Raw genomic sequence first — 19,817 nt, 5'->3', positions numbered from 1 at the left:
GGCGATTCCCGTCCTTCTCGTGATGGTGATTCCCGTCCGCGTCGTGAGGGCGATTCCCGTCCTTCTCGTGATGGTGATTCCCGTCCGCGTCGTGAGGGCGATTCCCGTCCTTCTCGTGATGGTGACTCTCGTCCGCGCTACGGCGATGCGCGTCCTTCTCGTGGTGGTGACTCCCGTCCGCGTCGGGACGGCGACTTCCGTCCTTCTCGTGATGGTGACTCCCGTCCTCGTCGGGACGGCGACTCCCGCGGCGGGCGCTTCGACGACCGTCGCGGCGGTGGCGATCGCGCGGGCGGCCGCGGCGGATTCGGCGGCGGGTACGCCGGCCGCGGCGCTCCGCGCGAGGAGCCGGAGCTCACCGAGGAGGAGCGCGAGCGTCGCTCCCTCCAGTCGGTGCGCCCTCGGCACGACGACCCGGATCTGCCGGATGACGTCCAGGCGAAGGATCTCGACAAGGTCGCCCGCAACGAGCTGCGCACGCTGTCGAAGGACAACGCGGAGTGGGTCGCGCGCCACCTGGTGATGGCGGGCCGTCTCCTCGAGGAGGACCCGGACCTCGCGCACCGGCACGTGCTGTCGGCCGCGCGCCGGGCCGGCCGGATCGCGGTCGTCCGCGAGTCGCTGGCCATCTCGGCCTATGCGACCGGAGATTTCGCGCTCGCGCTGCGCGAGCTGCGCACCTACCGCCGGATCTCCGGCTCGGACGAGCAGGTCCCCCTGATGGTCGACAGCGAGCGCGGAGTTGGGCGTCCCGACAAGGCGCTCGAGCTCGGCCGCTCCGTGGACCGCAGCACGCTGAGCCCCGGTGCCCAGGTGTCGCTCGCGATCGCGATGTCCGGGGCGCGCCTCGACCTCGGTCAGGGCGAGCTGGCGCTGATGGAGCTCGAGATCCCGCAGCTCGATCCCGACCGCGCCTTCTCCTACAGCCCCGACCTCTTCGCCGCGTACGCGCTCGTCCTCGAGGAGGTCGGCCGTGCCGAGGAGGCCGCCGAGTGGCAGCGCCGCGCGGACATCGCCGCGCGCGCCGTCTTCGCGGCCGAGGGTGGCGGCGACGACGAGACCATCGAGGTCGTCGAGGAGGAGGGCGAGTACGTGCCCGCCACCCGCGCCGAGCTCTCGGGCCTGGTCGCCGCCGACGCGGCCCCCGACACCGACGCGGCCCCCGAGGCCGACCTGGACGACTCGCTCGACATCGACGACGAGGACGAGGACGACAGCCTCGATCCCGACTCGGCTGAGCTCGCCGAGCAGGACGCCCCCGAGATCGACCAGCCCCTCGAGATCGACGAGCCACTCGAGATCGACGAGCCCGCCGAGATCAACGAGCCCGTCGAGACTAACGAGCCCGCTAACGCCGGTGCACCGGTGGAGGACGACGAGACCACCGACTCCGATGTCTCCGCCGAGACGACGGCCGCGGACGCGATCGAGAACCAGGCCGCGCTCGACGACGCGGACCTGTCCGACGCGGACTTCGAGGAGGCCCTCGCCGATTCGACGCCCGAGGCGCTGTCGGTGGAGGACGCCGCCGAGGCGACAGGCGACGAGGAGGCCGCGGACGAGACCACCGCGGAGTCCACCGACGTGGAGTCCGCAGACGACACCGACACCACCACCCCCACCGACACCGAGGAGGACGGCGCCGATGTTCCGAAGCCCGAAGCCTGAGCCCAGCCCGCTGGACGGGCGCGACTGCGTCCTCGCCGACCTCGACGGGGTCGTCTACAAGGGCGCCGACGCGATCCCGTTCGCCGTCGAGAGCCTGAACCGCGCGGCGGAGACGGTCCGCGTCGGCTACATCACCAACAACGCCTCGCGCACCGACGTCTCGGTGGCCGGCCACCTCTCCGACCTCGGCCTCGCCGTGCGCCCGGAGGACGTGGTCACCTCGCCGCAGGCGGCCGTCGTGCTGCTCGCCGATCTGATCCCGGCCGGCTCGACCGTCCTGGTCGTCGGCGGGGAAGGCCTCACCACCGAGGTCGAGCGGGCCGGCTTCACCGTCACCCGCAGCGCTGAGGACTCACCGGCCGCCGTCATCCAGGGCTTCGCGCAGTCGGTCGGCTGGGCGGAGCTCGCCGAGGCGTCGTTCGCGCTGCACACGGGCATCCCGTGGGTCGCCACCAACACCGACTGGACGATCCCGGTCGCCCGCGGCATCGCCCCGGGCAACGGCACGCTCGTCTCCGCCGTGCACACCGCGGTCGGGCGCCTGCCGGTCGTGGCCGGCAAGCCGGAGCGCGCGATCTTCGACGCGGCGACCGCGCGGTTCGGCTCGACGAATCCGCTGTTCATCGGCGACCGGCTCGACACCGACATCGCCGGGGCGAACACCTCCGGCATGGAGAGCGTGCTCGTGCTGACCGGCATCGACCGGGCGAAGCAGCTGCTCGCGGCCGAGCCGAAGCTGCGGCCGACCTACATCCTGGCCGACCTGCGCGAGCTGGACGCACCGTACCCGGCGACCGTCGTCGCCCGGAACGGCACCCACTCGGTGCGCTCGGCGAAGGTCCGGCTCGACGGGGACTCCGTCGTGATCGTCGACGCCGGCTCCGACGAGACCGACCTGCTGCGCGCGGCGTGCTCGGTGATCTGGAGCTCGGGTCGCGCGATCTACGGACTCGACGTGCCGGAGTCGCTCTACAGCTGACCCCGCGCCCGCACCGGGCCTAGGCCCGATCCCGTGCGGCGGGCTCCTCCCGGCCCTCGAACCGGAGGAGCCCGCTCAGCCGGATCGCCAGGGCCACCGCCGCGACGGCGATCAGCGCGCCGTAGGCGAAGGTGGCCGTGAAGACCGCGGCGCCGCTCCCGAGCAGACCGGTGACCGCGGCGGCCAGCAGCCCGGTCAGCGCGAGCGAGACCGAGCCGCCGGTCGAGTCGGCGATCTGCAGCGCCGAGCTGTTGAAGCCCTCGCGCCCCGGCGCCGAGAGGCCGAGCGTCAGCGTGCCCATCCGCGGGAACATCGCGCCCATCCCGCCGCCCGCGAGGAACCAGCCGACTCCGGCGACGATCGGCGACAGCGCGAGCACGACCGTCAGCAGCACGACGAGGATGCCGGCGAGCAGCAGACCCGTGCCGAGGCGCATCGCGCCGCCGTGCGACAGGCGGGTGCCCGGCCGGCCCTGCAGCTGCGAGCCCAGCGCCCAGGAGACGGCGCCGGCGGTGAGCGCGACCCCGGACAGCCACGGCGGGAGTCCGTACCGCTCGCTGAGCAGCAGCGGGAGGTAGACCTCGGTGCCGAAGAAGGCGGCCGCGACGAGGGCCCGCAGCAGCATCGTCGACGGCAGGACACCGCGCGCCCGCAGCGTGCCGACCGGCAGCAGGGCGCGGACCGAGAGGATCACCACCGCGATCGCGACGGCGGCCACCACTCCCGCCGCCTCCGGAGCGATCTCGGCGCTCGTGCTCAGCACGACGACGGCGGCGGCCACCACGACGGCGCGGACGACGCGGCCGATCGCGCTCCGGTCGAAGGGCCGCAGCGCCTGCGGCTCGAGCGCGCGCAGAGTCGGCGCGATGACCGCGCTCGCCACGGCCACCAGCGCCACGACGCCGAGGAACACCCAGTGCCAGCTCGTCAGCTCGGCGACGAGGCCCGCGGCGAGCGGCCCGACCAGCGAGGGCACCACCCAGGCTGCGGCGAAGGCGCCGAAGATCCGGGGGTGCAGCTCGGCGGGGAAGACCCGGGCGACGAGCACGTAGAGCGTGACAGTGATCCCTCCGCTGCCGAGGCCCTGCAGCAGGCGCGCGCCGACGAAGACCGGCATCGACGTCGCCGTCCCGGCCGCGATCAGGCCGAGGGTGAAGAGCAGGATCGCCGCGATCAGCGCCGGGGTCGGTCCCCGGCGGTCCGCCGAGGAGCCCGCTGTGACCATGCCGACGACGGCCGCAGCGAGCGTGGCCGCGAAGGCGAGCGAGTAGAGCGCCCGGCCGTCGAGGTCGGCGCTGATGATCGGCATGATCGTCGTCACCGCGAGCGACTCGAACGCGCAGAGGAAGACGAGCGCCGTCGTGCCGGCGGTGGTCAGGAGGAACGGGGCCGAGGTGATGCCGCGGCGGGCGACGGAAGGCACTATCGCCACACTACGCGGCGTCCGGCACCGCGGCCGGACTCAGCGGTAGACGGCCCAGTCGTCCTTCGTCAGCAGGGTGGGTGTGCCCTCGATCTCGACGAGCCAGCCGCTGTCGTCGCGCTCGAGGTAGCGCCCCTGGATGATCTCCGGAGCCCAGCCCCCGTCGCGCGAGGACACCCAGCGGACGAAGCGGACGGTGCCGCCGCGGCGGAAGAGCGTGCCGTTGTGGTCGCTCACGCGAGGATCCTCCTGGCCCGGGGATCGGGAGCGCTCTCGGGCTCGGGGACGACGTGCAGTCCGATCCGGCCGTGCGAGGCCGCCGTGAGCGCGCGCAGCCAGTGCGGGTTGAGGTCGTGCTGCCGCTCGGCGTCGTACTCGTAGCGCGTGGCGATGGAGGGGTGCAGCCAGAGCTCGGACAGCCGTCCGTCGTCGTCCGCGGTGGTGAGCAGGAAGCCCTCGCCGCGGCGGAACCGCGCGGTGATCACGCTCTGCAAATGCGCGAGGGTGCGGTCCTCGAACCGGTGCGCGCTCGGCGGTGCCCCGTACAGCAGGCGTCCCATCGTCGACTCTCCTCCGCCGTTTCCGGCGCACCGAAGGGGGCGCACCGCAGAACAGCGTACTTTATTGACTAAATCGGTTAGCTAAATGCTCGGCAAGCAGTGCGTTTCCGGGACAGCGCGTGCTGCGTTTCCCGGACGGCGCCCGCGGGCCGCCGAGAAGTGGTTGCATGGTCGGAGCGAGTTCCCGATCGGGGCGCCTGCCGTCAGGAGGGCGACCCATGGACGATCGACCGGATCTGTTCGCCCTGCTGGCCCGGCTGCGGACCGAGGAGCGGAGCTACGACGCGCGCGTCGAGCGCCGGCTCGGCATCGGCGCGACCGACCTGGCCGCCCTGCGTCTGATCGGCGCCGGTGCCGGGCGCGACGAGATCGTCCGCGCGGTCGATCTGGCCGGGGCGATCGGTCTGACGACGGCGGCCGTCTCGATCCTCGTCGACCGGCTCTCCCGCGCCGGCTACGTGGACCGCGTGCTCGATCCCTCCGACGGCCGCGGCCGGATCCTCTGCCTGACCGGCCGGGCCGAGACGGCGCTCGGCGAGACCGACGAGCGGGTCTACGGCGAGGTCCGCGCCCTCACCGACTCGGTCGCCGACGCCGAGTCGGTGCGCTTCGCCGCGATCCTCGAGGGGCTCTCCGGGATCTTCGAGCGCGGACCGCAGCCCGCGGCCTGAGCCCGCGGCCCTGCATCCCGCTGCCCTCATCCCGCGGGGCGGCGCGCTCAGCGGGTGAGGCGCTCGATCAGCTCGCGGTAGCGACCGGCGGTCCGGACGACGATCTCGTGCGGGAGCCGGGGCGGCTCGCCCTGGCCGTCCCAGTTGTCGGCGAGCCAGTCCCGGACGATCTGCTTGTCGAAGGACTGCCCGCGCACGCCCGCGTCGTAGTCGACCGCGTCCCAGTAGCGCGAGGAGTCGCTCGTGAGCACCTCGTCGCCGAGAGTGACGACGCCGGTCTCGCGGTCGACGCCGAACTCGAACTTGGTGTCGGCCAGGATGACGCCGCTGCGCAGCGCGATCGCGGACGCCTCCCGGTAGACGTGCAGCGAGAGGGTGCGCAGCGCCTCCGCCACGTCCTCGCCGACGAGCTCGACCGTGCGCTCGAAGGAGATGTTCTCGTCGTGCTCGCCCTGCGGCGCCTTCCAGGCGGGGGTGTAGATCGGCTCGGGCAGGACGTCGCCGTCGTTCAGGCCCTCCGGGAGCGCGACGCCGGAGACGGCGCCGGTCGCCCGGTACTCCTTGAGGCCGCTGCCGGAGAGGTAGCCGCGCACGACGCACTCGATCGGGAACATGTCGAGCGTCTTCACGAGCATCGCGCGGCCGCGCACGGCCTCGGGGATCTCCCCCGGGACGAGGTGGTTGGGCACGTCGGCCAGCTGGCCGAACCACCACAGCGACAGCTCGGTCAGCAGCTCGCCCTTGCCGGGGATGCCGGGCTCGAGGATCGTGTCGAAGGCGCTGACGCGGTCGCTCGCGACGACCAGCATCCGGTCGGCGCCGAGCACCGGGTCGGAGTCGTCCGGAGTGTAGAGGTCGCGCACCTTGCCGGAGTAGGCGTGCTGCCAGCCGGGCAGCGGGGCGGTCGGGTCGAAGGCCGGGGAGTCGTCGCGGGTCACCGGGCCATTCTCCCGGAAGCGGGGGCCGTGGTCAGCATCTCCGGGCGTCTGCGGACGTCGAACCTGGAAGCGGGCTGGGCATCCGCTCTGCCGCGCGGGATCCGCGCTGTCAACCACGCGCGCGGGCGCGATGGTCGCGCCTAGCGTCGAGGACATGACTTCCGAGAACACGACCGACCAGTACACGTTCCAGGACCCCACGAAGATGTTCGCCGACATCGACACCGAGGAGCAGTATCAGGAGGGCTCCGGCCTCGACTCGAAGATGGACGACCTCGCCGACCGCGGCGAGTCGACCTACCGCGGCTCCGGCCGCCTCGAGGGGCGCAAGGCGCTCATCACCGGCGGCGACTCGGGCATCGGCGCGGCCGTCGCCATCGCCTACGCCCGCGAGGGTGCCGACGTCGCGATCGTCTACCTGCCCGAGGAGGAGTCCGACGCCAAGAAGGTCGTCGCCCTCATCGAGGAGGCCGGCCGCGTCGCCGTCGCCATCCCCGGCGACATCACCGACCACGACTTCGCCGTCGGCGCCGTCGCGAAGGCCGTCGAGGGCCTGGGCGGCCTCGACATCCTCGTCAACAACGCCGGCAAGCAGCAGTCGGTCGAGGACTTCCTCGACATCTCCGACGAGCAGTTCGACGAGACCTTCAAGACCAACGTCTACGCGATGTTCTGGATGACGAAGGCGGCCGTGCCGCACCTCGCCCCGGGCTCCGCGATCATCAGCACCTCGTCGATCCAGGCCTACCAGCCGTCGCCGACGCTGGTCGACTACGCCTCCACCAAGGCCACGATCAACACGTTCTCGAAGGCGCTCTCGCAGCAGCTCGCGCCCAAGGGCATCCGCGTGAACGTCGTCGCGCCCGGCCCGATCTGGACCCCGCTGCAGACCGCCGGCGGCCAGCCGCCGGAGAAGCTGCCCGAGGTCGGCTCGCAGACGCCGCTCGGCCGCTGGGGTCAGCCTGCGGAGCTCGCTCCGGCCTACGTGTTCCTCGCCTCGCCCGAGTCGAGCTACGTCGTCGGCGAGACGCTGCACGTGAACGGCGGCATGCCCACGCCGTAACACTCGGCGGCATCCGCGGGCCCAGCCTGCGTCCGGAGACCTCGGTCCCGGGCGCAGGCTGGGTCTTCGCATTTAGTTGTCGTAACAATCGGTGCGGAGAAGGCGAACTGCGCAAGGCTTTCCCCATGACCGATTCCCTGCCGATCCTCGACCTCTCCCGCCTCGACCAGGGAGAGGAGGAAGCCGCCGCGTTCCGCCGCGATCTCCGCGAGACCACGCACGACGTGGGCTTCTTCTACCTCGTCGGCCACGGCGTGCCGCAGGACCTCCTCGACGACGTGGTCGCCGTCTCCCGCCGCTTCTTCGAGCTCTCCGAGGAGGAGAAGCTGGCGATCGAGAACACGGCCAGCCCGCAGTTCCGCGGCTACACCCGCTTCGGCGCCGAGCTGACCAACGGCGACGTCGACTACCGCGAGCAGGTCGACATCGGCATCGACCGCGAGACCGTGCCGGCCGGCGCCGACGTCCCGGACTACCAGCGCCTCGAGGGGCCGAACCTCTGGCCGGAGTCGCTGCCCGAGTTCCGCGCCGTCTTCGAGCGCTGGCACGAGGAGCTCGCCGCGGTGGCCATCCGCCTGCTGCGCACCTGGGCCGTGGCCCTCGACGCTCCGGCCGACGTGTTCGACGAGGCGTTCGCCGAGAAGCCGTTCTCGCTGGTCAAGGTCGTCCGCTACCCCGGCACCTCCGACCCCGAGCCCAAGCAGGGCGTCGGTGCGCACCGCGACGGCGGCGTGCTGACCCTGCTGCTGGTCGAGCCCGGCAAGGGCGGCCTGCAGGTCGAGCACGACGGCTCCTGGATCGAGGCGCCGGCGCTGCCCGGGGCGTTCGTCGTCAACATCGGCGAGATGCTCGAGCTGGCCACCGGCGGCTACCTCAAGGCGACGCTGCACCGCGTGATCTCGCCGCTGATCGGCACCGACCGGATCTCGATCCCGTTCTTCTTCAATCCGTCGCTCGACTCGACGATGCCCTCGCTGCCGCTGCCCGAGGAGCTGAAGTCCGGCCTCTCGGTCGACCCGACCAACAGCCCGATCCTCGAGACCTACGGCGAGAACGCGCTGCGCTACCGCCTGCGCGCGCACCCGAACGTGGCGGCCGTGCACCACGCCGACCTGCTGACCCCGACGAGCTGACCCGTCCCACGGGCTGACGCCCTCCGCGAGATGCCACTTGTGCACGCTTCTCACGGCGTGTCGCGCGCACAAGTGGCATCTCGCGGCGGGGGAGGGGACGCGGGCTACTCGATGAGGTTCGCGGTGGGGAGCGAGTGGGTGCCGAGGTGCAGGGTGCGCGTTCCGAGCGTCCAGCTGATGCGGGGGCGGAAGACGGCCAGGCCGGTGAAGGACACCGACTTCATCTTCTTCAGCGCGGTGCTCGCCTTCGTCCGCAGGGAGGAGACCTGCTCGGCGGAGTGCGCGGCGGCGGCCGGGGGCGGGCCCACCTCCCACATCTCCACTCCGGACTGCGGCGGGACATCGGCCGGGAGGTCGGTGACGCGGCCCGCCGATCGCGTGGCCTTGTACTCCACGGAGAGGGGCACGGCGACGGAGGCGTTGGAGGTCAGGAAGGTGGTGAGCCGCCCGTCCGCCGCCTCCGCCGCGGTCTCGATCCCCTCGAGGAGATCGGACCCGACGTGGCAGCCCGTGATCGGGTCCTGCTCCGCGACGATCGCGAAGACGAAGCCGCCGGCGCAGCCGAGCAGCGCGCTCGAGACGTCTAGGGCGAGCCAGGTGTCCAGCGCCGACTTCTCCCGGGTGGCGATCTCCACGATGTAGCTGCCCTCGACGGTCGCCTTCCCGGCGACGTCGAGCCGGTGCGGGGCCGGCATCCGCTTGCCGGCGAACGTGTCGAGCATCTTCGTGCCGTCGACCTTGCCGTCACCGGCCAGGCTGAACTCCTTGAAGTAGATCGTGTGGCCGGGCAGGAAGCGCCACGCGTCGGGCTCTCCGGCCTTCGGCTGGAAGTAGAGCCGGACGCCGTGCTTCCGGACGAGCGCCGGAGAGAGATTGACCCCCGCCTTCGCGAACGCCGTGTCCTTCACCCCGGGGGCGCCGAGAACGGAGTAGTTGATCGAGTCGCGGAAGGAGAGCGCGATCGACATCGTGGGGACGTTGCAGTCCTCCTTGAGAGCGAGCTGCCGGACCTTGCACGGCCCGTTCGGAGAGGTGACCCACGGATTGCCGCTCCTCGTCATCGACGGAGCACCGACCGACATCTCGAGGTCGAACTCGTCGCTCACCCCGGGGTACTCGGAGGAGAGCTCGATCCCCGCCCGCAGGAGGAAGCTGAAGCGGCCCTTCCCGGAGATGTGCGAGTTGAGGGAGCTGTAGGAGTTCCAGCCCTCGAGATGCGCGGTCGAGCCGCCGGTGAACAGGACCGTCGAGGAGCTGTCCTGATCGTGGGCCGGAAGACTCGCGATCGCGGCGCCGAAGCCGGGGTCGGTCGACGACGTGCTCAGCATGACGGCATCGCGGAAGCGGGCGCCGACATCGCCCTCTCCGCTGCAGTGCTTCACCTCGACGTCGAAGATCGTGCAGCGCCACCAGTTCAGCGAGTGACCGAGCTCCTCGAGATAGAACTTGGCGAACTCCGGATTGGCGGAGCCGTCGGTGATCCTCACGAGGTCCTGGTTGAGCAGGATCGCGCTCTGATCGTCGTCGTAGACGAAGGCGGCGGGCCGATCGCCCAGGGTGTCGGAGGCGACCCAGATCGGACTGATCTGCTCCAGATAGGCGGAGTCCGTCAGGACCTTCAGCAGCTCCGCCGTGATGAGCCGGGCCTCCGCGCCCGTCCAGGCGGGGTTCTTCCGCGCGACCTGCTCGTAGTCCGTGCCGAACGCGTGCGTGAAGATCGTCTCCACCCCGCGCTCGAAGGCGACCTGTGCGGCGGCGTGGCGCAGATCGGCACTGGTGGCGCTCAGCACCGGGAAGGTGTTCGTGCCGCCGAGCCCCAGCTTGTCGCGGAGCGGCCCGTTCGCGAGGAGCCACTTCTGAGTCGCCTCCGGGATCATCCGCGGAGCCCGGGCGAGGAGCTGCCCGAAGTCCTCGTAGTGCGACTCAGGCGGAGCATCGGACCCGGGCGCGTCGCTCCAGAGGCCGCTCTCGCGGACCCCCTCCACCGCCTCGTCCCCGAGGTCCTTCGAGAAGTCGGTGATGAGGGTCTCGAGCGTGGTCCCGAAGTCGTCCTTCCCTCCGATCTCGTGCAGCGCGTCCGAGAGGAACCGCTGCTCGCCGGTCTTGAGCTTGGTCTCGGCGGAGAGCTCCAGCCCGCCCTCGATGGCCTCGCCCGCCGGTCCGAGTGCTCCGAGGAACACGCGGCGGAGGTTGGTCCCGCTCGGGTTCTGCTCGTACTCCTCGATGTGCCGGATCAGCGGCCCGATCAGCGGGATCTGCTCCGCCTCCCCGATCGCGCTGCGCTCGTGGAGCCACTGCCGCTGCAGCTCGCGGAACGTCTGCTCGTCACTGTCGGCGGCGCGCCGGTACTCCTCCTCCGCCGCCTTCAACTCGGACAGCTCCTTGCTCTCGACCCGGAGCAGGGCCGCGTAGCCGGTGGGGTCCTCGCCCGACCAGGTGCGGTGCAGCTCGTGCCAGTCCTCCGCCATCCGGACCCGGAGTGCCGCCTGCGCCTCGGCGACCCGGGCGCCGTGCTCCTTCTGGAGAGCGTTCCGCTCCGCCTCGAGCGTCTCCACATCGTGACCGGCGGCCTTGCAGAAGACCATGCTCAAGCCGAGACTGAGGGCCAGCCAGAACGGTTGGCACGCGCTTCTCCGCTCGGCGATCGCCCGGAGGATCCGCGGCTCGAAGGCGGCGATCCTCGCGCGGAGCGCCGCCTCCGCTCCGAGCTTCGCGTCGTTCAGCCCGAGGGAGAAGAGCCGATCCATCCGCGCGTGCTGACGGTCGTACGCGCGCTGCGCGATCCGGTGCCCGGAGTCGTCGAGAGCGGCTCGGAGCCGACCACAGGCCTGCAGCAGGGGGGAGCCCGCCGCCGCGGAGCTGCACCGAGCGGCGGACACCCGCCAGCGATCGGCACCCGACGCCGGATCGACGCCGGGCTCGCTCGTCAGGCATTCCGCTCCCGTCCCCGTGATGCAGACCAGACCCCCGTCGAGGTCGCGGGCGTACCAGATCGGCACCCCGAGCGACCGGCCGTCTTTCCAGGTCATCTCGGCGGCGCCAGCCGCCTTGCAGAGGCTCGCGAACACTGTCGGGAGCGAGTCCGGGGCGGCGGCCACCTGCGAGCAGCGCACGAGCGCGGTCCGGCCTCGGACGACGTCGGCGACCGCGGCGAGCGGCGTCGCCGTCCGCAGGTCGTACGCCGGCCCCTCGGCACCGGGCTGCGGCGTCACCGCCACCGGGAACGCGAGGTCCCGGTCGTCGACGATCGTGTACACGGCGGCGGGACGTGAGCTCGCCGGATCCGCCGGCAGGACGCTCAGCTCCTCCATCCTGACCCCGACGAGCGGATCGTCGAGAGGGGAGGGGCCGGTCGTCGCGGCCTGTGCCGGGACGGCCGTGCCGAGGACGAGGAGAGCCGCCACGAGGGCGGTCGGTCGGATGAGGCGTCGGGACATGCTGCTCCAGGGAAGGGAAGGCGGGCCGGACGGGAGGGGTCGAGCGATCGTTCGCCATACCGTAGTGAGGGTGCGAGCCGGCTTCTAGATCCGTCTGCGCCATCCGGCACCGAAGCCGTCATTTCGCTCGAACCCGCCATCCCGCAGCGAGACGGCCACAGCGCTGGCGGTCCCGCGAGATGCCACTTGTGCACGCTTTCGTCGGCGTGTCGCGTACGCAAGTGGCATCTCGCGGTGGGGAGCAGACGTTGACCCGAGCGTGACGCGGGGGTGACCGGGCGCTGACGGGGCGGGCGGGAGTGTGGGAGCGCCGGTGTCCGCCGGACCGCCGCTCCTCTCGTCGTCAGGGAATCCCATGTCGTCTCGTCGTGTCCGCTCGTCCCGCCGTCTCGCCGCTGTGCTCGCGCCGCCGGCCGCGCTGCTCCTGGTGCTCGCCGGGTGCAGCGCCGCTCCCGCGCCGGCCGCGTCCACGGCGACCGCCGCTGCCGCGGTCGCCGCGCCCACCGACGCCGAGGTGCGAGGGCTGTTCGACGAGTGGAACGCGGCGCTCGCCACCGGCGACCCCGCGCAGGTGGACGCGCTGTACGCGGACGACGCGGTGCTGCTGCCGACCGTCGCACCCGGGGTCCTCGACACCTCGGCCGAGCGCATCGGCTACTTCGACGCCTTCCTCAAGAAGCGGCCGACGGGGACGATCGACGAGAGCGTCGTCCGCGATCTCGGCGACGGCTACGCCTCGAACACCGGCCTCTACACGTTCGATCTCGCGGCGACCGGGGAGGTCGTTCACGCCCGGTTCACCTTCGTCTACGAGTCGATCGACGGCGAGTGGAGGATCATCGAGCACCACTCCTCGAAGGAACCCGTCGCGCCGTGACAGTCGAGCGCTCGCCTGGGTGACCGTGGCAGGCTGAGGTGTGCTCATCTTGCTCGTGGAGGACGACCTCTCGATCGCCGACTGCGTGGCCGGCACGCTCGAGCGCTACGGCTACCGCGTCGCTCGCGCGAGGAGCGGCCGGGAAGCGCTCGCGTCCGGACCGGCGGACCTCGTCCTGCTCGATCTCGGTCTGCCGGACATGGACGGGCTCGACGTCTGCCGAATGCTCCGCCGCCGATCCGAGGTGCCGATCATCGTCGTCACCGCGCGGAGCGACGAGGCGGACACCGTCGCCGCACTCGAAGTGGGCGCCGACGACTGCGTGATCAAGCCGTTCGGCCTGCACGGCCTGATCGCGCGGATCCGTGCGGTGAGCAGGAGGGCCGGCACCGGCCTGGCGCGGTCGGTCGCCCTCCCGCTGCCGCCCCTGTCGCTTGGCCGGGTCGTCGTCGATCCCGCGTCCCGTCGGGTGCACCTCGACGGGACGGAGCTCCCTCTGACCCCCAAGGAGTTCGACCTGCTGCTCGCCCTGGCCAGGCGTCCCGGGGCGGTGCTCACCCGCGAGGCCCTGATCGACGAGGTCTGGGACTGCAACTGGTTCGGCTCCACCCGCACCCTCGACGTCCACGTCTTCGCGCTCCGCCGCAAGCTCGGCGCGGCGGTGACGATCACCACCCTCCGCGGCGTCGGCTTCCGCCTCGACCTGCCCTGACGGCCTCCGCGAGATGCCACTTGTGCTCGCCTTTCACGGCGTGTCGTGTGCACAAGTGGCATCTCGCGGAGGGGAGGGGGCCTCGGGGTCAGGGGGTCAGCAGGTGGCCGCCTGGTAGGGGAGGGTGGCGGCGAAGGCGGGCTGGCCCGGGGAGGTGCCGGTGACGGTGACCGAGCCGGCGGGGGTCGACTTCAGGCGCGTGGTGAACGCGGCCGAGGCGGAGGAGCCCGGGGCGACCGAGGGGAACGCCTTCGTGCCGTAGGCGGAGTCGACGGTGATGTCGGCCGCGGCGGTGTCGGTGTTCTTGACGGTCACCGTCAGCACGACCTTGCCGGCGATGCAGCGGGTCGAGACGGCGGGAGCGAGCTCGAGGGTGTCGAGCGGCAGCGCGGCCGAGGCCGAGGTGCGCACCAGCGCATCGGCGTAGCCGTTGTAGGAGGCGGTGACGCCGCTCACTCCGGCCGGGACGACGGCGCTCGCCGAGCCGCCCGAGAGCGCGACGGTCGAGCTCCAGGTGCCGCCGGTGAAGGTGACGGTGCCGGCGACGTCGCCCTTGTCGGCCGCCGCGACCGTCGCCGTGACCGTGCGGCCGTCGGCGGTGAGGGTCGTGGTGGAGTCGACGGCGGTGACGCCGGTCCAGTTCTTCATCGCGGTGAGGACCGTCTGCGGGACGCTGACGAACGCGCCGTGCCGCGGGCTGGCCGGGAGGCCGCCCTTGGTCGAGACGTTCCAGTCGGCCGACTTCGAGAGGCGGGCCGACTGCGAGCTGCCGGCGATGGCGGCTCCCGAGGTCACGAAGGCCTTGTAGCCGCCCTGGCCGTAGTTGTCGACGAGGAAGGCGTAGCCGTCGCCGTTCGCGGTGGTGTCGTTGGGGTCGCCCGCGTTCAGCTTGATGATCTCGGGGCCCTCGCCGTCCTGACCGGTCTCGAGCTTCGTCATGTTGGTGTCGGTCAGCTGCCAGGTCTTGGTCGGGTCGGCGTTCCAGTTCGACGAGGTCGTCGGCGCGGTGAGCACCGTCGACTTCTCCAGGAAGATGTCCTTCCCGGCCTCGAGGGTGCCGGCGGCGCCGCCCTCCTCGTTCTTGGTGAAGCGGTAGTAGTAATCGCCGATCTTGGTGATCGTCGAGTCGATCCGCGCGTAGCCGGTGTCCTGCCAGGTGGCGGGCGGCTGGGTGAAGGTGCGGAAGTCGCGGGTGATCACCGAGAAGACGCGGGAGTAGAGCTTGTCGCTGTTGGTCTTCGTCGCGTCGGAGTAGAGGCGCGAGGAGAAGAAGACCACGTAGGACTGCAGCGCGTCGTCCCAGTACGCCTCCGGCGCCCAGGTCATGCCGGCGGCCGGCTGGTTGACGGTGATGCCGGTGTCGGCGCCGTTGGTGCGGGTCCACGTCACCAGGTCGGTCGACTCCCAGACCTCGATCTTGAGGCTGCCCTTGGACTGCGCGTCGCCCCAGCCGGTGCCGCAGGAGATGCAGAGGTCGGTGGCGACCATGTAGTACTTGTCGCCGTTGTGCGAGCGGAGGATGAACGGGTCGCGCAGGCCCTTGGTGTCGGTCGTCGAGGTGATGACCGCCTTGCCGCCGTTGACCGGCGAGAAGGTGAAGAAGTCGTTGCCGGACGTCGCCGCCTGGTAGATCTTCTCGTCGCCGTCGGACTTGAAGTACGCCGAGGCGTAGCCCGCGTCGGGAGCGGTGCGGCCGAGCTCGGCCACCGTCAGCGAGAAGGAGCGGGTCTCGGTGACTCCGTTGAGGGTCGCGGTCGCGGTCAGCGTGACGGGCTCGTCGCCCGAGCCGTAGGCCGGACGGGTGACGACGCCGCCGCCGCGGAACGGGTCGGCCGCGCCGACCGCCGGGGCGGTGTACGAGGTGCTGGTCGGGGTGACGAGCGCCGGGTCGGACGAGGTCCAGGTGATGGCGGTGCCGTTCTTGGCTCCCGTGACGGCGAGAGGCAGGTTCTCGGTGGTGCGGGTGGCGAGCACGAGCGCGTCGAGGTCGTCGTTGATGCTCGGGGCGAGCACGACGACGTCGAAGGTCAGCACGGCGCCCTGGCCGGTGGTCGCGGTGAGGGTGACCGGGGTGTCCTGCGTGATCGAGCGCGAGACGACTCCGGTGCCGGAGACGACCGCGGGGTTCGAGGAGGTCCAGGTGAGCGGGACGCCGCTGCTGGTCGCGGGGAGCGTCAGGTTCGTCGAGACGGCGGTCAGCGAGGGGTTGCCGGCCAGGAGCACAGGCAGGATGTCGGGGCGGAGCAGCGCCGAGGTCGCGGCGGCCTTCGCGGCGGCGGTCGGCATGCTCGACGCGACCTGGTCGGCGGTGAGTGCCGTGTCCCAGAACTTGACGTCGGTGACGTCCGCGGTGAGCAGCGGGTCGCCGGAGTAGAGCGAGCGGCCGAGGTAGCCGAGCGTGCTCCCGGAGGGGACGATGCTCGCCATCGACTTCGCGGCGGTGACCGTCGAGATCTGCGCGCCGTCGCGGTAGAGGGTCAGCGCGGTGCTCGAGCCGGTGCCGGTGCCGACGAGGGTGAGGGTGGTGAAGCCGGGGTTGAGGGTGCCGCCGAAGGGCATCCGGGTCTCGCCGTTGCCGCTGTCCTTCACGCGGATGCCGGCGAGGACCTGGCCGCTCGGGGAGCCGTCGGGGTTCCGCGGGTTCACGAAGACGTGGTTGCCGAGCTGAGTGGTGTTCCAGGGGCCGACGCCGTCGCCGATCACCCAGCCGAACTGGTTCGCGGTGGTCTGCGTCTTCACCGTGTACTCGACGGCGAAGGCGTTGTCGGTGCCGGTGACGAGTCCCTTCGGAAGGCTCGCGTAGCCGTCGGACTTGAAGCGGGCGACCTGGTCGCCGCCGGCGTCGGCGAAGGAGGCGTCGGTGAGCCCGGTCAGCGTCGCGTTGCGGCCGTTGCCGGAGATGTCGAGGAGTGCGGAGCCGGCGTGCGACATGTCGTAGTGCGCGGTGGGCGCGGGCACGTCGGCAGCTTGGGCCGTCACGGGGACGAGGGCGCCTCCGAGGGCGACGCTCGTGCACGCGAGTGCGGAGAGGAAGAGGGACCGGGCACGGCGCCGGGGCGCGGTGGCAGGGGGCTCCGGGGAGCGTCGTCTCATCGTCGAGACCTTTCCTGGGTGAGGGGGATCAGGCCGCCGAAGAGGGGCCGGCGGGTGGTGTTCACGTTAACATGCGCGCCGGTCCGGGGCTAGGGCGGATCGGCGCGGACCGCGGTCGCGTCGCTCCTCCGGCGCCACCCTGTGCGGCGGCGGCCGGGTGGCGTACGGTGAGCGGACCGCATCCTGGTCCCCGATGTCGGACCTCGTCCATCCGTCGAGAGCACCAGGGGAGCATGAGATGAAGACTCTGTCGTACGCCGGGGGCGCGATCGTCCTCGAGGACGAGGCCGCGGACGCCGTTCTGCGCTACTCGGTGGCGCTGGCCGACCGCGGCCGGATGGCCACCGTCACTCTCGCGGACGCGGCGTCCTCCGACGCCTCGGCGGTGGTGGTCCTGACCATCGGCGTCGGGGTCCCGCTCCTGCTGCGGGGCGAGCGGACCGGGTCCGGCACCGACTCCGCGCTCGACCTGCGCGACCGGCTCGACGCGCTCGAGCGCTCCCGGGAGCCGATCGGGGTCTGGGACACCGACCCCCGGCAGCTCTGGGGCGAGCTGGGCTACGACTTCCTCTGAGGCGCCGGCTGGACGTCCGATCGCCGGGACCGCCCCCGCCCGTGGGCGGCGCGGCGCCTTCCGGCGCACCCGTTCAGGGGAGCGCTAGAGTCGGCTACAACGTTGTATGTTCAGCAGGTCCCGACCGAAGGAGATCGATGGCGATCACTCTGCACGACGTGGCGCGGGCCTCCGGAGTGTCGATCAAGACCGTCTCCAACGTCATCAACGACTACCCGCACGTGCGCCCGGCGACCCGCGAGCGGGTCGAGGCCGCGATCGCCGAGCTGGGGTACATCCCGAACCTCTCGGCCCGCAGCCTTCGGCGGGGGCGGACGAACGTCATCGGGCTGGCGCTCCCCGAGCTGAGCCTGGCGTACTTCGCCGAGCTCGCCGACAGCGTCATGCGCGCGGCCGACGACCGGGGTCTGACCGTGCTGATCGAGCAGACCGGAGGCGACCCGCAGCGCGAGCGGGACGTCCTGCGCAGCTCGCGGCGCCAGCTCACGGACGGGCTGCTCTTCAGCCCCCTGGGGATGGCGATGGCCGACGAGCCGGCGCTCGCGGTCGACTACCCGCTGGTCCTGCTGGGCGAGCGGATCTTCACCTCGCGCTTCGACCACGTGACCATGCAGAACGTCGCCGCCGCCCGCGCCGCGACGACCCACCTGATCGAGTCCGGCCGGCGGCGGATCGTCGCCCTCGGGGCGCACGAGAACGAGGACGTCGGCTCGGCCGCGCTGCGGATGCGGGGGTACCGCGAGGCCCTGGAGGCGGCGGGCATCGCCTACGACGAGCGCCTCGTCAGCTACTCCGGACCGTGGCACCGCGCCAACGGCAACGCGGCGATGTGCAGGGTCCTGGAGTCCGGGGTCGACTTCGACGCCGTCTTCGCCCTGAACGACTCCCTCGGGCTCGGCGCCATCCGCGCGCTGCAGGTGCAGGGGCTGAGCATCCCCGGGGACGTCGCGGTCATCGGCTTCGACGACGTCGACGAATCGCGGTACTCGGTCCCGAGCCTGTCGAGCATCGATCCGGGCCGCGACGAGATCGCGCGGACCGCCGTCGAGGTGCTGAAGGGGCGGATCGAGGGCTCGCTCCTCGCGCCGCCGACGCTGCACGAGGCCGGTTTCTCGGTGACGTCGCGGGAGTCGACCGCGCCGTAGCGCGTTGATCACGGTTGCGTCGCGGACGGCGACCGCGCTCTTGACACTCGCCGACGAACTCCGCATCATCATTTCTACAACGTTGTTTTCCATCGTTGTACAAGCGACCTGCTCCAGGACGATCCCCCCCTTCCCGGCCGACGACGGCCGTATCCGAAAGGACACGCAATGATGCGTCACACGAAGAGAATGCTCGCGGCGGGGGTGGCCGTCGCCGCCTCCGCGGCCGCCCTGACCGGCTGCTCCGCAGGGAGCGACGCCGCCACCTGCGAGAACACGATCGTGAACGAGGACGCCAAGGTCGTCACGATGTGGGCCTGGTACCCGGAGTTCGAGGGGATCGTCGACCTCTTCAACAACAGCCACGACGACGTCCAGATCTGCTGGAGCAACGCCGGCGCCGGCAACGACGAGTACACCAAGCTCACCACCGCCGTGCAGGCCGGCTCGGGCGCACCCGACGTCGTCATGCTCGAGAGCGAGGTCGTGCAGAGCTACATCCCGCAGGACGCGCTCGTCGACCTCACCGAGTACGGCGCGGGCGACGTGCAGAGCAACTACTCCGAGGGCGCCTGGGCCGACGTCTCCAGCGGCGACGCCACCTACGCGATCCCCGTCGACGGCGGACCCGTCGGCATGCTCTACCGCCAGGACATCCTCGACCAGTACGGCATCCCCGTCCCGACGACCTGGGAGGAGTACGCCGCAGCGGCGCAGGCTCTCAAGGACGCCGGCTCCACCACGCTCATGACGGACTTCCCCGGCAACGGCCGCGCCTACCAGCAGGCGCTCTTCGCGCAGGCCGGCTCGGTGCCCTACACCGTCGACGGCACGGACGTCACGGTGGACCTCGACGACGAGGCCAGCGCCAAGGTCATGGACTACTGGAGTGATCTGGTGCAGAAGGGCCTGGTCGGCACCGAGGACGCCTCGACCACCGACTACAACACCCACCTGGTCGACGGCACCTACGCCTCGGTCGTCGCCGCCGCCTGGCTGCCCGGCTACCTGAAGGGCTTCGAGGGCGCCGACACCGACGCCGTGTGGCGCGCCGCCCCGGTCCCGCAGTGGGAGGGCGCCGAGCCGACCCAGATCAACATCGGCGGATCCGCTTTCGCGGTGACCAGCCAGGCCGAGGACAAGGAAGCGGCCGCGACGGTGGCGAAGGAGATCTTCGGCACCGAGGAGGCCTGGAAGATCGGCATCGAGAAGGGCGCTCTGTTCCCGCTGTGGAAGCCGATCCTCGAATCGGACTACTTCGCGGACCTCGAGTACGACTTCTTCGGCGGTCAGCAGATCAACAAGGACGTCTTCCTCTCCGCCGCCACGGAGTACCAGGGCTTCCAGGTCTCGCCGTTCCAGAACTTCGCCTACGACAAGCTCACCGAGGCGGTGAACGCCGTGAACAGCGGTGACTCGAGCGTCGCGGACGCCCTCTCGACCTATCAGACCGCGGTCAGCGAGTACGCCGCGGGCCAGGGCTACACGGTCGGTTGACGATCGGCGGCCGCCGTCCGCGAGGGCGGCGGCCGCCCCGTCCCTCC

The 19,817-nt window shown here is 71.5% G+C and carries 17 protein-coding genes; 10 read left to right on the top strand and 7 right to left on the bottom strand.

The window, feature by feature from the left end; all coding sequences use genetic code 11:
• The coding region (locus tag MT355_RS19285; RefSeq protein ID WP_243600764.1) for a hypothetical protein at window positions 1–408 on the bottom strand (408 nt) is incomplete at its 3' end.
• On the opposite strand from MT355_RS19285, the gene MT355_RS19280 reads away from it, so the two are divergent.
• Both MT355_RS19280 and MT355_RS19275 read left to right on the top strand, forming a co-directional pair.
• A complete protein-coding gene (locus MT355_RS19280; RefSeq protein WP_243600763.1) occupies window positions 394–1,668 on the top strand; it encodes a hypothetical protein in 1,275 nt (424 codons plus the stop codon). The genes MT355_RS19285 and MT355_RS19280 overlap by 15 nt on opposite strands.
• Window positions 1,646–2,647 (top strand): HAD-IIA family hydrolase, encoded by a 1,002-nt coding sequence (locus tag MT355_RS19275; RefSeq protein ID WP_123444573.1) that lies wholly within the window; start codon window positions 1,646–1,648, stop codon window positions 2,645–2,647. The genes MT355_RS19280 and MT355_RS19275 overlap by 23 nt, the downstream gene beginning before the upstream one ends.
• Before the next feature lie 19 nt (window positions 2,648–2,666).
• Here the strand turns inward: MT355_RS19275 and MT355_RS19270 are convergent, their stop codons facing one another.
• Genes MT355_RS19270 through MT355_RS19260 form a run of 3 tightly spaced genes read right to left on the bottom strand, consistent with a single transcriptional unit; the run spans window position 2,667 to window position 4,630 of the window.
• Window positions 2,667–4,070: an MFS transporter gene (locus MT355_RS19270; protein ID WP_243600762.1), complete on the bottom strand. Its 1,404-nt coding sequence runs from the start codon at window positions 4,068–4,070 to the stop codon at window positions 2,667–2,669.
• Window positions 4,071–4,109: 39 nt separating this feature from the next.
• Window positions 4,110–4,307, bottom strand: coding sequence for a hypothetical protein (locus tag MT355_RS19265; RefSeq protein WP_123444572.1), 198 nt, complete (start codon window positions 4,305–4,307; stop codon window positions 4,110–4,112).
• Window positions 4,304–4,630, bottom strand: coding sequence for an ATP-dependent DNA ligase (locus MT355_RS19260; protein WP_243600761.1), 327 nt, complete (start codon window positions 4,628–4,630; stop codon window positions 4,304–4,306). The genes MT355_RS19265 and MT355_RS19260 overlap by 4 nt, the downstream gene beginning before the upstream one ends.
• 218 nt (window positions 4,631–4,848) lie before the next feature.
• On the opposite strand from MT355_RS19260, the gene MT355_RS19255 reads away from it, so the two are divergent.
• On the top strand, window positions 4,849–5,301 hold the full coding sequence (locus MT355_RS19255) for a MarR family winged helix-turn-helix transcriptional regulator (RefSeq protein WP_243600760.1): 453 nt from the start codon (window positions 4,849–4,851) through the stop codon (window positions 5,299–5,301).
• Window positions 5,302–5,348: 47 nt separating this feature from the next.
• Here the strand turns inward: MT355_RS19255 and MT355_RS19250 are convergent, their stop codons facing one another.
• The gene (locus MT355_RS19250) at window positions 5,349–6,239 is read right to left on the bottom strand and encodes a phosphoribosylaminoimidazolesuccinocarboxamide synthase (RefSeq protein WP_243600759.1); all 891 of its coding nucleotides are present in this window, start codon (window positions 6,237–6,239) and stop codon (window positions 5,349–5,351) included.
• Window positions 6,240–6,393: 154 nt separating this feature from the next.
• On the opposite strand from MT355_RS19250, the gene MT355_RS19245 reads away from it, so the two are divergent.
• Together MT355_RS19245 and MT355_RS19240 are read left to right on the top strand one after the other, a co-directional pair.
• Window positions 6,394–7,302 (top strand): glucose 1-dehydrogenase, encoded by a 909-nt coding sequence (locus MT355_RS19245; protein WP_173251032.1) that lies wholly within the window; start codon window positions 6,394–6,396, stop codon window positions 7,300–7,302.
• Window positions 7,303–7,427: 125 nt separating this feature from the next.
• Complete coding sequence (locus tag MT355_RS19240; protein WP_123706620.1) at window positions 7,428–8,435, top strand: isopenicillin N synthase family oxygenase; 1,008 nt, start codon at window positions 7,428–7,430, stop codon at window positions 8,433–8,435.
• Window positions 8,436–8,539: 104 nt separating this feature from the next.
• On the opposite strand, the gene MT355_RS19235 is transcribed toward MT355_RS19240, so the two are convergent.
• Window positions 8,540–11,872 carry a hypothetical protein gene (locus tag MT355_RS19235; RefSeq protein WP_243600758.1) on the bottom strand — a complete coding sequence of 1,111 codons (3,333 nt, stop codon included), beginning with the start codon at window positions 11,870–11,872 and terminating at the stop codon, window positions 8,540–8,542.
• Between the two features lie 355 nt (window positions 11,873–12,227).
• Between MT355_RS19235 and MT355_RS19230 the strand changes: the two genes are divergently transcribed.
• Both MT355_RS19230 and MT355_RS19225 read left to right on the top strand, forming a co-directional pair.
• Entirely contained in the window at window positions 12,228–12,749 is a 522-nt protein-coding gene (locus MT355_RS19230; RefSeq protein WP_243600757.1) for an SgcJ/EcaC family oxidoreductase, read from the top strand.
• 40 nt (window positions 12,750–12,789) lie between these two features.
• Complete coding sequence (locus MT355_RS19225; protein WP_243600756.1) at window positions 12,790–13,461, top strand: response regulator transcription factor; 672 nt, start codon at window positions 12,790–12,792, stop codon at window positions 13,459–13,461.
• A gap of 96 nt (window positions 13,462–13,557) precedes the next feature.
• Here the strand turns inward: MT355_RS19225 and MT355_RS19220 are convergent, their stop codons facing one another.
• Window positions 13,558–16,419 (bottom strand): immunoglobulin-like domain-containing protein, encoded by a 2,862-nt coding sequence (locus tag MT355_RS19220; RefSeq protein WP_243600755.1) that lies wholly within the window; start codon window positions 16,417–16,419, stop codon window positions 13,558–13,560.
• 373 nt (window positions 16,420–16,792) lie between these two features.
• On the opposite strand from MT355_RS19220, the gene MT355_RS19215 reads away from it, so the two are divergent.
• From MT355_RS19215 to MT355_RS19205, 3 genes are all read left to right on the top strand, one after another.
• Entirely contained in the window at window positions 16,793–17,128 is a 336-nt protein-coding gene (locus MT355_RS19215) for a hypothetical protein (protein ID WP_243600754.1), read from the top strand.
• A gap of 137 nt (window positions 17,129–17,265) precedes the next feature.
• Window positions 17,266–18,273, top strand: a complete 1,008-nt coding sequence (locus MT355_RS19210) for a LacI family DNA-binding transcriptional regulator (protein ID WP_123737624.1) — start codon at window positions 17,266–17,268, stop codon at window positions 18,271–18,273.
• Between the two features lie 168 nt (window positions 18,274–18,441).
• Complete coding sequence (locus tag MT355_RS19205) at window positions 18,442–19,770, top strand: ABC transporter substrate-binding protein (RefSeq protein ID WP_243600753.1); 1,329 nt, start codon at window positions 18,442–18,444, stop codon at window positions 19,768–19,770.
• The last annotated feature ends 47 nt before the right edge of the window (window positions 19,771–19,817 follow it).

The sequence above is a fragment of the Rathayibacter sp. VKM Ac-2929 genome (assembly GCF_022815495.1).
Classification (GTDB): domain Bacteria; phylum Actinomycetota; class Actinomycetes; order Actinomycetales; family Microbacteriaceae; genus Rathayibacter; species Rathayibacter festucae.
The sequence above is the reverse complement of the archived record's forward strand: the minus strand, read 5'-3'. Positions and strand labels throughout refer to the sequence as shown.

Bases quoted from the DNA above. Each gene is read 5' to 3' on its own strand.
- MT355_RS19245 (WP_173251032.1), top strand. From the start codon at position 6,394: ATGACTTCCGAGAACACGACCGACCAGTACACGTTCCAGGACCCCACG.
- MT355_RS19240 (WP_123706620.1), top strand. From the start codon at position 7,428: ATGACCGATTCCCTGCCGATCCTCGACCTCTCCCGCCTCGACCAGGGA.
- MT355_RS19230 (WP_243600757.1), top strand. From the start codon at position 12,228: ATGTCGTCTCGTCGTGTCCGCTCGTCCCGCCGTCTCGCCGCTGTGCTC.
- MT355_RS19205 (WP_243600753.1), top strand. From the start codon at position 18,442: ATGATGCGTCACACGAAGAGAATGCTCGCGGCGGGGGTGGCCGTCGCC.
- MT355_RS19255 (WP_243600760.1), top strand. From the start codon at position 4,849: ATGGACGATCGACCGGATCTGTTCGCCCTGCTGGCCCGGCTGCGGACC.
- MT355_RS19260 (WP_243600761.1), bottom strand. From the start codon at position 4,630: ATGGGACGCCTGCTGTACGGGGCACCGCCGAGCGCGCACCGGTTCGAG.
- MT355_RS19235 (WP_243600758.1), bottom strand. From the start codon at position 11,872: ATGTCCCGACGCCTCATCCGACCGACCGCCCTCGTGGCGGCTCTCCTC.
- MT355_RS19275 (WP_123444573.1), top strand. From the start codon at position 1,646: ATGTTCCGAAGCCCGAAGCCTGAGCCCAGCCCGCTGGACGGGCGCGAC.
- MT355_RS19215 (WP_243600754.1), top strand. From the start codon at position 16,793: ATGAAGACTCTGTCGTACGCCGGGGGCGCGATCGTCCTCGAGGACGAG.
- MT355_RS19210 (WP_123737624.1), top strand. From the start codon at position 17,266: ATGGCGATCACTCTGCACGACGTGGCGCGGGCCTCCGGAGTGTCGATC.